The following is a 13,946-nucleotide window of genomic DNA, read 5'->3' on the forward strand; positions in this document are numbered from 1 at the left end:
ACCAATGGGCGGCATACTCTCTGCACGGTGGCCAGGTGATCCGCGAGCAGCTCACCCTTCCCGCGCCAGAGGCTCTGGCCGCGTTCCTCAACCGGCACACCCGCACACGCGATTGCCTCGTGCAGGTCGCCGGGCTCGCCGAAGTCACCTACCGTGGTCGAGCCGCGAGCACAGCCGACGTCGGTACCTACCTCGTCCTCGTCAAGCAGGACGGCAGCCTGCAGATCCACCACCCGACCGGCATCAAACCCATGAACTGGCAGCCGAAGACCGATGAACTCCTGGCGCGGGTGGACGAGGACGTGTGCATGCTGCTCGCGTCCCGGCGCAGCCCCCTGGAGCTCGTGCAGGTGGTGTTCCTGCTCCCGCAGGTGGCGCTCGCCCTCGAACTGCAGGAGGCGGGCGCCTTCGTGCTCTCGGGCTCGGAAGCGCAGATGCAGGAGACGCTCGCGAGGACGCCGGAACTGATCGAGCCCGGGCTGCGGGTGCTGGATCGGGAGTTGCTGGTGGAGTCTGGGGGCATTGACCTGTACGCGCAGGACGGGCAGGGGCGGTTCGTGGTGGTGGAACTCAAGCGGGCGCGGGCGACGCAGCACGCGGTGTCCCAGCTGGGGCGGTACGTGCGCTCCGTGCAGGGAACGCTGCCGGTGGGAGCGGTGGTGCGGGGCATCCTGGCGGCGCCGTCGATTACTGGGCCAGCGCGGGTGGAGCTGGAGCGCCGGGGGCTGGAGTTCAGGGAGATCTCGGCGATTCCGACGCTGGCTACCCACCGGGAGGGGACGCAACCGTCGTTGTTCGACTGACGGTGATTGGGACTTCGCGCCTGTCGGTTCAGACTGAGCTGCCCACAACCTGCACCTTGGCTCATCTCATCCAGTTCCATCCAGGCCAGAGCGAGGAATGCCCACTCAACGGCGGGCAGCAGCCTCGGTTTAGCGTGCTGACGTTCCCAGCGCGGCAGCGACCAGTTATTCTGCCCTTCGTGTCGAGTTCGTCCCCAGCGCCACTCTCCCTGAGTGAACACCTGCAGCAGGTGACCGAACATCTCGCTGCGGCCCGCACGCCGCGGGACGTATTTGGGGTGGTGCTGACACCCGCCCTGGAGGCTTTAAATGCCGTCGCTGGCGCTGTTTTGCTGGCGAACGAGGCGGCGACGACCCTGGAACTCATCGTCACGCAGGGGTATGAGGAGGGGGCGCAGACCCTCTGGCAGGACGGCCCGCTGACCGGGAACGTGCCGGCCGGCGACGCCCTGAACCGCCGTGAGGGGCTCTTCTTCGAGGCGCAGGGCGACCTCGTGCGCGCCTATCCCGAGCTCGAGGCCCGCACGGGCGCCGTCGCGGCGGTCGCCACGGCCGTGCTGCCGATGTTCCTCGACGACCGGCCCCTGGGGACGATCATCCTCGATTTCAGGGAGCCCCATCACTTCACCGCGGAGGAAGTCCGCTTCCTGCGCACCCTCGCGGCCCAGTGCGCGCTCGCCCTGGGACGGGCCCGGCTGGGTCAGACCCTGGAGGCGCGGGTCGCGGCCCGCACGGCGGAACTCGAGGAGCAGCGCGCCGCGCTGGACGCCTTCGTGACGTACAAGGAGGCGGTGGGGGGCGAGAGCGACGTGCTGACCCTGGCCCGTCAGGCCATCGGGGTGGTGCGCACCACGCTGGCGCACGTCAGCGCCGTCTACTACGAACTCGACGGCGGCTATTGGATGGCGCGGGTATGGTCGGACGACCTTCCCCCGGAGGTCGTCGCCCAGATTACGGCCGGGGTGCCCCAGGACGCCCCGAATTTTGCCGAGGCGATCGGGCTGGGAGCGCCGCTGTTCGTGAATGGCTGGGACGCGCTGGCCAACGGGGTGCCCAGCAGCAGTTCGTACGGGGCCGTCGCCCTGCTGCCCCTCGTGATCCGTGGGGAGACGCGCAGCCTCTTCAGTGTCGGCACTCGCGAGGCCCGCGCCTGGAGTGAGCGGGAGAGGGCGCTCACGCGCGCGGTCGCGCGGGGTCTGGGCGTCACCCTGGAACGCACTGAGCACCTGCGGGCGCTCGACGAGGAGCGTGCGGCGCTCTCGGCCTTCGCGCGCTTCACCGAGCAGTCCACCCAGGCCAGCGACGAACTCACGCTGGCCGGGCTGGCGCGGGACGTCTTGCAGGCCACCCTGGATGTGCAGGTCGGCTACCTGGAACTGGAGGACGGTCGCTGGGTCGGCCGGGTCTTTTCCGAGGCCACACCCGGGGATGTCACCGATCAGGCGCGGGCAGGCGTGCCGGCTGGGTCGCCCACGTTCTCGCGCCCATTCGAGGAGCGTGGGGTGGTGTTCGTGGACGGGTGGGACGCCTCAGGTGAGGAGGCCGGGAGCGGGATGTCCGGGGCGGCGGCGCTGTATCCCTACACGGAGGACGGGCAGCCGCGCGCGCTGCTGACCATGGGGACGCCGAAGGCGCGGGGGTGGACGGAGCGTGAACGCACGGTCTTCCGCGCGGTGGGGCACAGCCTGGCGCTGGCCTTCGAACGCCTGGGGCAGACGAGGCGCGTGGAGCACCAGCGCTCGGAGCTGGAGGCCCGCACCCGGGCACTGGAGGGCTTCGCGGAGCTGACGCGCGACCTGATGGTCGAGGACGACCCGTATGCCTTCGTGCGCCGGGCCCAGGAGGTCGTGCTGTCCCTGCTGCCGCCCGGCTACGCCCTGTATTACGAGCGGGACGGGGATCGCTGGCGGAACCGCGTGCAGACCGGGCAGGTGGGCCACGAGGAGCTGCAGGCTTTTATCAATGCCGGGCCGCTGACGGGCGTGACCCCCAGTGTGGACACGCCCTGGACGACGGGGGAGCCCCTGTACCAGAACGCCTATGCCCGCGGCAGCGACACCCCGCCGCAGATGGTGCAGCACGTCGGCGCCGCTGCCTCGCTGCCCGTGTTCCGGCGGGGAGAGGTGGTGGGCGTGCTGATCGCCGTGTTATTTGGGGCGCGGCCCTGGACGCCGACCGACCGAGTGGTGCTGGAGACGGTGGTGCGGAGCCTGGGCCAGGCCCTGGAGCGCGCTGAAGGCCTGGCTCACCTCGCGCAGCGCACCGAGGAGTTGCGCCGCAGCAACGCGGAGTTGGAGCAGTTCGCGTACATCGCCTCGCACGATCTCCAGGCCCCGATCCGCGCGGTGAACAGCTTCAGCGAAATCCTAGCGACGAGGTACGGGGCGCAGCTCGACGGGCGGGGCGTGCGCTATCTGGGCTTCATCCGCGAGAGCGGGCAGCACATGAAGCAACTGGTGGATGACCTGCTGACCTTCTCGCGGGTCGCCACCGAGCAGCGACCGCCGTCGCCCGCCGACAGCGGCGCGGTGGTGGATCAGGTGCGGCGTCGCCTGATGCCGGAGGTGGAGGCGCTGGGCGCCAGCGTCACCCGGGATGAGCTCCCCACGGTGCGGGTGGATCGGCAGCAGCTCGACCAGCTGCTGCAGAACCTGATCGGCAACGCGCTGAAGTACCACCGGCTCGGCGTGCCGCCGCGTGTGCAGGTGGCGGCCGAACTCGAGGGTGACGTCTGGCGCTTCACGGTGGCGGACAACGGGTTGGGTATTGAGCCGCAGTATTTCGAGAAGATTTTCGTGATCTTCCAGCGGCTGCACGGCCAGGGAGCCTATCCGGGCACGGGGATCGGCTTGGCGGTGTGCAAGAAGATCGTGGAGCGCCACGGTGGCCAGTTGTGGGTGGAGAGCACGCCGGGCGAGGGCAGTACCTTCCTGTTTACCCTGCCTGCAGGCTGAGGCCACGGCTGGTGCCATCGTGACGATGGGGTGCCGACCAGTCTGCCCGAGGGTCAGACCCCGGGGCCAACCAGGAACAACGTCAGGTGCGAGCTTGGCATCTCAAGCGAATTCGACCGGAGGCGGCTCGGCTTTCTCCCGGTCGGAAAGGCCATACAGGGCGCCGGACTGGACTGAAAGGCGTCCGGTTCGCTGGTGCCCGGTTTCAGACCAAGCAGGTTGAGATGTTCGGCCGTGGCGAGGTGGGAGGGGGGTGGTTCGGGGATGCCCCAGGGTGAAGGGATACTGAAGGCAGCTGGGTCACGCCACATCCTCAGCAGCCTGTGACCGCTCACAATGCGGCACTCTTTTCCCTGGCCCCCAGTTTTCCCACTCTCCCCCTGGAGGACACCGTGCGACCCATCCCCACCCGTCTGCGCCGATTGTCCCGCGCCGTCAGCCTGCTGACGGCCCTGATCGCCACCCCCGCCCTCGCCCAACCGGCCACCACGGTTCGGCTGGGGTTTTTTCCCAACCTCACCCACGCGCCCGCACTGGTCGGGCTGGAGCGTGGCACCTTCCAGAAGGCGCTGGGCACCGTGAAGCTGGAGGCCAAGGAGTTCGTCTCGGGCACCACCCTCTCCGAGGCCTTCGCCGCCGGGCAGATCGACATTGCCTACATCGGCCCAGGCCCGGCCATCAACGCCGCCACGCGCGGGATGCCGGTGCAGTTCCTGGCCGGGGCCAGCGAGGCCGGCGCCGTGCTGGTCGCCCGCAAGGACAGCGCCATCAAGACCTATAAAGACCTCGCGGGGAAGGTCGTGTCGGTGCCCAGCCTGGGCAACACCCAGGACATCAGTCTGCGCCACATCCTGAGCGAACAGGGGTTGAAGTCGAAGGCGGACGGCGGCGACGTGACCATCGTGCCCATCCCGCCCGCCGACACCATCGCGGCCTTTGCAGGCAAGCGGGCCGACGCCACGCTCGTGCCCGAGCCCTGGGGCGCGGCCCTGGAGGCCCAGGGCCACCGGGTGATCGGCACGGAGAAGACCGTGTGGCAGGGCGGAAAGTATCCCACCACCATCGTGATCGTAAATACCAGGTTTGCCGAGGCGAACCCAGCCCTGGTGACGGCCTTCCTGAAGGCACACACGGAGGCTGTGACCTTCCTGACCAAGCAGCCGGCCGCCGCGCAGGCCTCCGTGAACAGCGAGTTGGAGAAGCTGACCGGCGCGAAGCTCGATCCACGGGTGCTGCAGCGCGCCTTCGCGCGCACGCGCTTCACGACCGCGCTCGACGCCGACGCGCTCAGAGAGTACGCCGCGCTGAACGTCGAGGCTGGCTACGCCCGTTCGGCACCTGACCTCGCGCCGTTCCTGAGGAAGTAGCCGGTGCTGGAAGTTGGCGTCTTCCCAGGGGCGCGATTCGAAGTCCGGCAACCTGGCAGTTCTGGCGCTCATCAGCGGTGGAACGGCCATGCTCATCACAGAGGCGGCCTCTGGACAGCAGGGGCCACGCCCTGCGACCCCCGACCCCCATGGTGAGTGAGGCGCACGCCCGGTTACTCCAGTGGATCCGTGTGGGGTCACTGCTGGAGCGCACGGACACCACCGGACGCGGGACGGTGGTCGAGTGCGTGATGGGCGGAACGGTGGTGACTCTGTCCGACCTCGACACGCTCGTGGCTCAGGAGCTCATCGAGCTCCTGAGCACGTGGAACATTGAGAACTACGGGTATGTCCGATACGGTCTGACCCCTCTGGGGCTGAGCGTCCTTCATGCCTATGAGCAACACGGCGTAGGGTGACGGGGTTCGGTGTCCCGGTAGGCGGAGCGGTATCTCCGGAATCAGACCTTGATGAACTCTTGCACACCCAGCACGAACAGCACCGCGCCGCCGACCGGCACCTCGATGGGCTGACTGCTCAGACCCTCGCTCTGCTCGCCCACCGGCACGTTCGGGGCGACCAGGCGGATGCGGGTGCGGCAGGTCTGGGCGACGTGCCGCTTGAGTTCGTCCAGGCGCGCGTCCTCCAGGCCGATCATCAGGGTGGTGTTGCCTTCCCTCAGGAAGCCGCCGGTGCTGGCCAGCTTGGTCACCTCGAAGGCGTGCTCGGACAGCACCCGCATCAGCGCGGACGCGTCGGCATCCTGAATGATGGCCAGCACGAGCTTCATGGAATCAGGTTACCAAAGGGCCCCTGAGGACTCTTGAGGCAGAGCGGTCGAGCGCTCCTTCGTGCCGGTCGTCCACGCCGAGCCCACTCCAACGGACGTTTGGGCCGCCATTCCGAACAGGGCGATCAGGCCAAATCTGAACACCACCCTACGGACACGTGGGGCCGAGGCCTGCTGCGCGCGGGCGGCGGCCAGGATCAGCAGCGACACTGAGAGGAGCATGACGGGCGGAACGAACAGCCCCTCGGCCAGGCTGCCCCAGCGATCCGCCTCGTCTGCCCCCCAGTGCACGGGAACCCGCTCAGCCCGACGTGGGAGAGCCCAGACGCCCACGGCAAAGCTCACCGCGAGCGGAAGCAGGGGGAGTCCTGCGGGCCAGGGCCGGCCACGCCTCTCACGCCCCTCCTGGATCCAGGACAGGCCGCCGTCCCAGGGCGGTGACCGCCTGCACCCCGATGGCCTGACCGAATTCCTGCTCCCCGAACAGCACCTCGTCCGCGCCCAGTTCCTGCAGGCTCTGCTGGGTGTGCTCGTCATGCGTGCGCGCGATGACGTGTACCTGAGCACTCACGCGTCGGACGTGCTCCGTAATCAATTGCGCCTGCAGGGCGTCCGGCGTGGCGACGACCACCACGCCCGCCTGCGCCAGCCCCGCCTGACGCAGCACCTGCGTGCGGGCGGCGTCCCCGTAGATCACGCTCAGGCCCTGGGCGCGCAGCTCCTCGACCAGCGCGTCGTCCTGCTCCACGACCACGAAGGGCAACCGCCGGGCCTGCAGGGCCTGGCCCACGAGGCGGCCGACGCGTCCGTACCCCACGATCACGGCGTGCCCGTGCAGGAGGACAGGGGCGCCCCCCGGCGTCGGTGACGCGGCGTCAGGGGACGAGCGGCGTTCCAGCCAGGCCTGCAGCGGCGTGATCAGGCGGAACAGGAAGGGATTGAGGGTGATGGAGAGGATGGCGCCCGCCAGGATCAGGTTCTGGCCCTGCGCACTCAGCAGCCCCAGGTCGCGGCCCAGCGCGGCGAGGATGAAGGAGAACTCCCCGATCTGGGCGAGCGAGAACGCCACGGTCAGCGCAGTGCCTGCCCCGTACCGCAGCAGCCGGACGATCAGGAAGGACGCGATGGTCTTGCCGACGATGATGATCAGCGCGGTGGCCAGCACCAGCAGCGGGGCCGTGACGAGGATGGCGGGGTTGAAGAGCATCCCGACCGAGACGAAGAACAGCACCGCGAAGGCGTCCTGGAAGGGCAGGGCGTCCTCGGCCGCCTGATGGCTGAACTTGCTCTCGCTCACGACCACACCGGCGAAGAACGCGCCCAGCGCGAAGGACACGTCGAAGAGCACCCCGGCGCCGTACGCGATGCCCAGGGCGGTGGCCAGCACCGCCAGGGTGAACAACTCCCGGGAGCCCAGCCGGGCGACGCGCGCCAGCATCCAGGGAATGAAGCGCCGGCCCGCGATCATCATCAGCGCCACGAACACGGCGACCTTGCCGACGGTCAGCAGCAGCGAGGTCAGCAGGCTGCCCGCATTCAGACCGCCCTCAGCCGCGCCAGTCAGCAGCGGGGCGATGGCCGGCAGGAGCACCAGGGTCAGCACCATCACGAGATCCTCGACGACCAGCCAGCCGACGGCGATCTTGCCCTTCTCGGTGTCGAGCGTGCCCCGCTCCGAACCACCGTCAGGATGTCGACGGGCTTGGGGGTCAGGCTATCGCCTGGGACGGAGTGGGAACAGCCTCGGGGAGTTGCAGCCTCACGTGCCCCTTCACGCCGCCAGCGGCAGACGCACCGTCACCGTCGTGCCCACCCCCAGCTGGCTTGCCAGGCCTACCTCTCCCCCATGGGCCTCCACGATCTTGCGCACGATGCTCAGGCCCAGCCCGCTCCCGCCCCCACTGCGCGCGGCCTGGGCGCGGTACAGCCGGTCGAAGACGTGCGGCAGGTGCTCGGGCGCGATGCCGCTCCCGGTGTCCCGTACTTCCAGCATGAGCATTTCCCCCTCTGGGACGGCCGAGACACACACCCGCCCACCGTGTGGGGTGTGGGCCAAGGCGTTGCTCAGCAGGTTGTGCAGCACCTGCCGGATGCGCTGCGGATCCACATGCGCCTGCAGGCCGTCCGTGCGCACGTCCGTCTCCAGCGCGACGCCCTGGCGCGCCGCGACCGCCTGCAGGGGGGTCACGGCGTCGTGCACCAGCCCGGCCACCGGCACGGCGCGGCGGTGGATCTGCAGCTCGCCCGCGTCCGCGAGCGCCAGGAAGCGCAGGTCACCGACCAGGCCCGCCATGTGCTGGGTCTCCTGATGCAGCCGCTCCAGGCGCTCGGGCGTGACCCGGAAGGTGCCGTCCCGCATGCCCTCGAGCGTGCCGGAGATCACGGAGAGCGGCGTGTTCAGGTCGTGCGCGATGTCCGCCGTCAGTTGCCGCCTGGCCTGCTGGCTCCGCACGACGTCCCCGTGCATCTCGTCGAACGCCGTGAGCACTGTGCCGAACTCGTCCCGACGCACCGGGGATGGCCCGGGCTCCTCGCCGCGCTGCAGGGCCCGGATGCGCGAGAGCAGGTCGTGCAGGGGGCGCAGCAGCGTGCCTGAGACGAGCACGCCCATCAGCACCGCCAGCGCGGTCGCGCCCAGCATCGCCCACCCGATCGCGCGCAGGGTGCGGTCGAGGAATTCCTGCCCCCGGCGGTCGGGGCGGAGCTGCATGCCCGAGGGCACGAGGTACCCCACCGTGCGCCCGGCGGCCACGACGGAAACCTCTCGCCGTCCCGTCACGGTCTGCCCCGACCGGACGTCGGGCATGGCGTACACGGCGCGCCGGCCGGCGTCCAGCACCAGCCAGGCCCCGAACACCTCGCCGGAGTCGCCGCGCGGGGAGCCGCGGGACGGCCCGCGGTGGTCGTCGCCACCCGAATCGGGCAGGGCGCTGGGCCGGAATCCGCTCAGGGTGCCGCGCTGCTCCGCATACGCCTGCGCCTGCGCCAGCACCGCCGCTCTCGCCTGCTCGCCCAGCAGGGCGCCCAGCTGCGAGCGGGTCGAGGCATACGCGATGTATCCCACCACGCCCAGGGCCACCGCGCTCACGAGGGCGAACGCGAGCGTCAGGCGCCACGCGAGCGTGCGCCAGAAGGCGGGCCTCATGGCCGCCGACCCGGACGAAGCCAGGAATCCCTCCAGACGAAATTGACCCGCCCCGGCCTGACCGGTTCCCCCCCGATCTGCCGGTGGCGCAGGCGGCCCTTTATACGGCCCAGCGGGCGCCATGTTCCCTGCTCAAGAGGGCGGCTGAGCGCACCCCAACCGGGATCCCCTCCTTGGGTTCGCAGCCCCACGGCCCGGCAGGCAGCGGCTGTCTGCCCGCCCTGCACCGGATGGAGGCGCGCGACCGGGTTCGGTTGTCCGGGATGCCGGTGACCCTGTGATCCGGTGAGACGTCCGCCCAGCGAGAAAGGCCAGGTCAGGTCGTCGGTTCCCGAGTCCAGCGGGTCGAATGTGGAAGCGGTCACGGTGGCCCGGTCAGCAGCGCGCAAACGGCGAAAGTGCTTCAGGCCGTCCATACCCGGCATCATACCTTTCAGCAGTGCGGCCTCCGGGCGATGGTGCCGGCCGGCGAGGAGACGCCGTGGGCGCTCCAGGGTCGCCCGCGGCCGGCCGCCCCGCTCGCCAGGGGGCCCGCGCACGACACCACCGTTCCTGGCGCAGCCAGAACCGCGCCAGAGCAAGGACAGACGGAGGCTCGCACAGCTGTGGACTGGAGCACGCCGGGGATGCGGAGCCTGACCGACGGTCTGCACCCCCACCGCCTCAGCGCCGTCTGGGGCCCTGAGGAGCCGTCGGCGCCGCCTCTTGGTTCGGCCGCGCCGAGCCGCTGAGTTCAACGATCACCCGCTCGCCAGGCCGCTCGACCACGGCGAACGCCGCGCCCTGTGCCGCCTCAGTCAGCGGCGCCTGCTGGTTGGCCACGGCTCCGCTCAGAGAGACGCTGCGGAGAATCCGGCCACCCTGAAGGGGGTCAGCACTGTAGAAGGTCACGCGGGTGGCCCCGCGCAGCGCCGCCCCCAGGGTTCCCCGATCCTCGCTTGCCCGTCCAGCCGGGTGTGCGCCCTGCGGGCCAGTGCGTTGGCCTACGGCTGGGGCCGTGTCCGGGGTGCTCCCGGCCTGGTCACGGCGAACGTCGCCAGACCGATTGCCCCGGCCCTCGGGGCGCGGCTGAGCCTGAGCGCTCTGATTCACCTGCTGCCCGGCGCGGGTGGCGCCCTGAGCGGCTACTGGAGCGGCGACGGCGCCTCCAGCGAGTGAGGCGACCAGCAGGGGCAGCAGCATGGTTGATTTGTTCCGCATAGTGTCTCTCCTTGGGTGGGCGGGTCTCCGCTCACCTGGCCTGAAGTCTGCGGGCGTCCTGTTCAGACGCCGGGTGGGCCATGTTCAGGAGGTGTGTACTGCTCCGCGGCCGTGCCTCACCACGATCTGAACGCCCGCCTCACTTGCCGGGTGCTCGCCCTGACTGGCACTGCCACAGTTCACCGCCAGCGGCTGGCGCCACAGCGACCGTCTTCTCGCCGGCACAGACCCAGCCTTGAGAGCCGGACACAGGCTGTTCACCGCGCTTGAACAAGTCGTGAATACGTCTGGGCTAGCGTTTCGCTCAGCAGGAGGTTCAGACCATGCAGATCGCCGTGACCACTGCCCAGGAGATTCCTATGACGCACATCCCACCCCTCGCGCCCTACCCCGCTGACGACCACGACCACCACAACGACCTGAACAACCTCGGACTGACGGCCGACCTGAACATGCTCACGCGTCCGGTCATGGATCGGCGCCGCGTGCTCTCCCTGGGTCTGCTGGGGGCCGGACTGCTCGTGGGCTGCCGCGCCGCGAGCCTCGCCGGCGCCGTCCCGGGTACCGGCACCGGCACGGGAGCGGCCGACTGCCCGGCGCCCATCCCTTCAGAAACCGCCGGGCCCTATCCGGCCAACGGCTCGGGGGCCTCGGGGCAGTCCCTGAACGTGCTGACCCGCTCGGGCATCGTTCGCCGGAACCTGCGAAAGAGCCTGGGGAGCGGGAACGTGGCCGCGGGTATCCCCCTGACCCTGACCCTCGCACTGGTGAATACGGGCGCGAGTTGCGCCGCGCTCTCGGGCTACGCCGTCTACCTGTGGCACTGCACGGCGGACGGCCAGTACTCGATGTACTCCGCGGACATCGTCGGCGAGGACTACCTGCGCGGGGTGCAGGCGTCGGGCGCAGATGGCACAGTCACGTTCACGACCGTCGTGCCCGGCTGCTACGCGGGGCGCTGGCCGCACATCCACTTCGAGGTATACCCCACCCTGGCTTCGGCCACGTCGGCGAGCAACAAGATTCAGACCTCCCAGCTCGCCCTGCCGGAAGCCACCTGCCGCGAGGTGTACGCCACGCCCGCCTATTCGGCCAGCCTGGGCAACCTGAGCCGCATCTCGCTGGCCCGCGACAACGTCTTCAGTGACGGCTCCACCGCCCAGATGGCGACCATGTCGGGCAGCGCGTCAGCCGGCTACGTGGCCACGCTGACCGTCGGCCTGGCCCGCTGATCCCACGGAACCCCTGCTCCGGGTCACCTGTGCGCCGGCGTGAACGCGCCATCATCCGTATCGGAGGAAACCGCCTTCTGGGAGGGGCAGCCGACCACGTCGTCCACCGTCGGCTGCCTCCAGGGCGTACCGAGGCTTTGACCCTGAACATCCGCCGCGCCGACGAGCACCGAGCCGCTTACCGACACGCTCCAGTGGGCCTCTGCACGAGCGCCCGACGGGGCACGGCGAGCGCGTCCATCGCGGACACATGACAGCGTGATCCAGCTGTGGAGACCGGGTGCGGGAGAGGAATGTCAGGTCTGGGTTGAATGGAACTTTCCGTCAGATTCGACCGCCCATTCTGGGCAGGTCGTTCCGTGGCGCTGCCTGGCCTTCTTGACGCCTTCAGCGACGCTCACTCAGATCCGGAGCTTCTGGTGAGCCACCTCGGGGCGGCGGACGATTCGGACGGGGATCGGGAGGACGGTGCCGCCTGGGGGCGAGTCAGATCCGTTTCCCGGACTTCTCGATCAGCTGACCGGAGGTCAATTCCCTCGACACGGTTCAGATCCTCACCCGGACAACGGCTCGAGAACGGTCACGGGGCCAGATCCGGATTGAGGCGGTAGCCCACCCCGAAGACCGTCTCGATCAGCCGCGGCCGCGCCGGCTCCGCCTCGATCTTCGTCCGCAGGTTGCGGACGTGCACGTCGATCGTGCGCTCTGAGCCCAGCGCCTCTTCCTGCAGCTGCTCGAGCAGTTCCAGGCGGTTATAGACCCGCCCCGGAGCGCGCATCAGGGTATGGAGCAGTTCGAATTCGGAGCGGGTCAGATCCACCCGTCCTCCGCGCACGTGCACGGTGCGCGCGTCCGAGTCCAGCGCCAGCTCATCCAGCCGGATCACCCCGTTCTGAGCGGGCTCCTGACCGCGGCGCAGGTGCGCCCGCACCCGCGCGAGCAGCTCGGCCATGGAAAAGGGTTTGGTCACGTAATCGTCGGCACCCAGTTCCAGGCCCAGCACCTTGTCGAGTTCGGCGTCCCGGGCGGTCAGGAAGATCACGGGCGCCGCGTCGACCGCACGGAAGCGCCGCAGGAATTCCAGGCCGTCCATGCCCGGCATCATGACGTCGAGCAGCACGAGGTCTGGGCGGTGGTGACGCGCCTCTAGCAGGCCCTCCTGCCCGTTGCCGGCCACACGCACAGCGAAGCCGTGCTCGGTGAGGTATTCGCGCACCATGTCGCGCACGCCCGCGTTGTCCTCCACGATCAGGATGGTCTTCATGGCGTGCCCCCCGGCACAGCGCTCAGGCAGGAGGGCAGGATCCAGCAGGGCAGGGGTGCGCGGAGACTCATGCGTCCAGTCTGCGCCCCCCATACCGGCACCGAACAAGTGCAGTGTTCAGATTTGGTGTAGATGGGGCCGCCCAGGGGGCGCGGCTGCGGATCCTCCCACCTACGTTTCCAGTGAACATCCCCTACTCCGCATGTGAACAGTGTGGCCCCAGGCTGTGCAGCAGATCAGGGACGCCCACCGGGGGCGCCCCACCCCCACAAGGAGACCACCATGCTCAAGAAGACCCTGCTGACCCTCGCCGCCGCCCTGACCCTGGGTACCCCCGCCTTCGCCGCCCCCACTATTCCCACTGTTGCCGCCACCAGTGAGGGTTCGGGATATCAGGAGTACAGCGCCCTGTACACCGAGAGCTCGTGGATGGCGCTGGAGTTGCCGCTGAACCTGCTGGACACCGGCAACAGCGTGATGGACACCCTGTCGATCGACGACAGCGGCTTGCCCGCCGGGGTGCATATCGCGCTCGACAGCGTGAGCATGATGGGCGAAATCGCCCTGCTGCACGTGACTGTGACCCGCGACGACACCGCCATTGCGGGCAACGGCATGGCGGCGCTGACGGTGCGCTCGAACGGTCAGCCGGTAGCGACCCTGACGATTCCCGTGCTTGGCGCCGCCCAGGACGAGTGAGCGCCCAGCCCCCGCCCAGCCCCCTGCGGGGGGCCGTTTCCTGCCCTGAGGTTGCCATGAAGAAGACTCTGCTGTTCACCGTGCCCCTGCTCGTCACCCTGGCCGGCCCCACGGCCCTGCCCGCCCTGGCCCAGACCGCCACCAGTAAGACCCTGAGCGCCGACGCGCAGACCACGCGGGTGGTCAAGGCCGCCACTGCGTTCCTGAACACGCTGAGTGCCGCCCAGAAGAAGGCGGTTCAATTCGCCTCAACGGACAGTGCACAGCGCGCCCGCTGGTCGAATTTTCCCACCGGCATTTTCCAGCGCGCCGGGGTGCGCTACGGCGACCTCAGCACGGCCCAGCGCTCCGCCCTGACGGCGTTGCTCGGCACCGTGCTCAGCGCCGACGGTCTGAAGATGGTGCAGCAGCAGATGGCCGCTGACGAGGTCTTGAAGACCACCGATGGCGGTGGGGGTGGACGCCTGATCTTCGGCAGCGCCGAGTACTACG

The 13,946-nt window shown here is 69.5% G+C and carries 12 protein-coding genes and 1 pseudogene; 7 read left to right on the plus strand and 6 right to left on the minus strand.

Going from position 1 to position 13,946, the window contains the following annotated elements:
• The first annotated feature begins 35 nt into the window (after positions 1-35).
• From CVO96_RS19965 to CVO96_RS19975, 3 genes are all read left to right on the plus strand, one after another.
• Positions 36-803, plus strand: a complete 768-nt coding sequence (locus CVO96_RS19965; protein ID WP_103314227.1) for an endonuclease NucS domain-containing protein — start codon at positions 36-38, stop codon at positions 801-803.
• Between the two features lie 179 nt (positions 804-982).
• Positions 983-3,757, plus strand: a complete 2,775-nt coding sequence (locus tag CVO96_RS19970; protein WP_103314228.1) for a GAF domain-containing protein — start codon at positions 983-985, stop codon at positions 3,755-3,757.
• A gap of 392 nt (positions 3,758-4,149) precedes the next feature.
• Positions 4,150-5,124 (plus strand): ABC transporter substrate-binding protein, encoded by a 975-nt coding sequence (locus tag CVO96_RS19975; protein ID WP_423739386.1) that lies wholly within the window; start codon positions 4,150-4,152, stop codon positions 5,122-5,124.
• Positions 5,125-5,584: 460 nt separating this feature from the next.
• On the opposite strand, the gene CVO96_RS19985 is transcribed toward CVO96_RS19975, so the two are convergent.
• The 5 genes and pseudogenes from CVO96_RS19985 to CVO96_RS20000 form a co-directional block, all read right to left on the minus strand.
• Complete coding sequence (locus CVO96_RS19985) at positions 5,585-5,914, minus strand: cyclic-di-AMP receptor (RefSeq protein ID WP_103314230.1); 330 nt, start codon at positions 5,912-5,914, stop codon at positions 5,585-5,587.
• Between the two features lie 9 nt (positions 5,915-5,923).
• Entirely contained in the window at positions 5,924-6,259 is a 336-nt protein-coding gene (locus CVO96_RS21740; protein WP_423739387.1) for a DUF1648 domain-containing protein, read from the minus strand.
• Between the two features lie 49 nt (positions 6,260-6,308).
• Positions 6,309-6,737: an NAD-binding protein gene (locus CVO96_RS21645; RefSeq protein WP_279327029.1), complete on the minus strand. Its 429-nt coding sequence runs from the start codon at positions 6,735-6,737 to the stop codon at positions 6,309-6,311.
• 114 nt (positions 6,738-6,851) lie between these two features.
• A pseudogene (locus tag CVO96_RS21650) lies at positions 6,852-7,577 on the minus strand (cation:proton antiporter domain-containing protein); the annotation flags it as partial.
• 108 nt (positions 7,578-7,685) lie between these two features.
• Positions 7,686-9,059: a sensor histidine kinase gene (locus CVO96_RS20000; RefSeq protein ID WP_103314232.1), complete on the minus strand. Its 1,374-nt coding sequence runs from the start codon at positions 9,057-9,059 to the stop codon at positions 7,686-7,688.
• Between the two features lie 705 nt (positions 9,060-9,764).
• Here CVO96_RS20000 and CVO96_RS20880 point away from each other — a divergent pair.
• Positions 9,765-10,217, plus strand: a complete 453-nt coding sequence (locus CVO96_RS20880; RefSeq protein ID WP_133161889.1) for a hypothetical protein — start codon at positions 9,765-9,767, stop codon at positions 10,215-10,217.
• Between the two features lie 365 nt (positions 10,218-10,582).
• Positions 10,583-11,491: an intradiol ring-cleavage dioxygenase gene (locus tag CVO96_RS20010; protein WP_243398532.1), complete on the plus strand. Its 909-nt coding sequence runs from the start codon at positions 10,583-10,585 to the stop codon at positions 11,489-11,491.
• 580 nt (positions 11,492-12,071) lie between these two features.
• Here CVO96_RS20010 and CVO96_RS20015 read toward each other — a convergent pair.
• Entirely contained in the window at positions 12,072-12,755 is a 684-nt protein-coding gene (locus CVO96_RS20015) for a response regulator transcription factor (RefSeq protein WP_103314234.1), read from the minus strand.
• A 282-nt stretch (positions 12,756-13,037) separates the two neighbouring features.
• Between CVO96_RS20015 and CVO96_RS20020 the strand changes: the two genes are divergently transcribed.
• Positions 13,038-13,454: a hypothetical protein gene (locus CVO96_RS20020; protein WP_103314235.1), complete on the plus strand. Its 417-nt coding sequence runs from the start codon at positions 13,038-13,040 to the stop codon at positions 13,452-13,454.
• 56 nt (positions 13,455-13,510) lie between these two features.
• A partial coding sequence (locus CVO96_RS20025; protein WP_133161890.1) for a DUF3500 domain-containing protein occupies positions 13,511-13,946 on the plus strand: 436 nt, incomplete at its 3' end.

This window comes from Deinococcus koreensis (assembly GCF_002901445.1).
Classification (GTDB): Bacteria; Deinococcota; Deinococci; order Deinococcales; family Deinococcaceae; genus Deinococcus; species Deinococcus koreensis.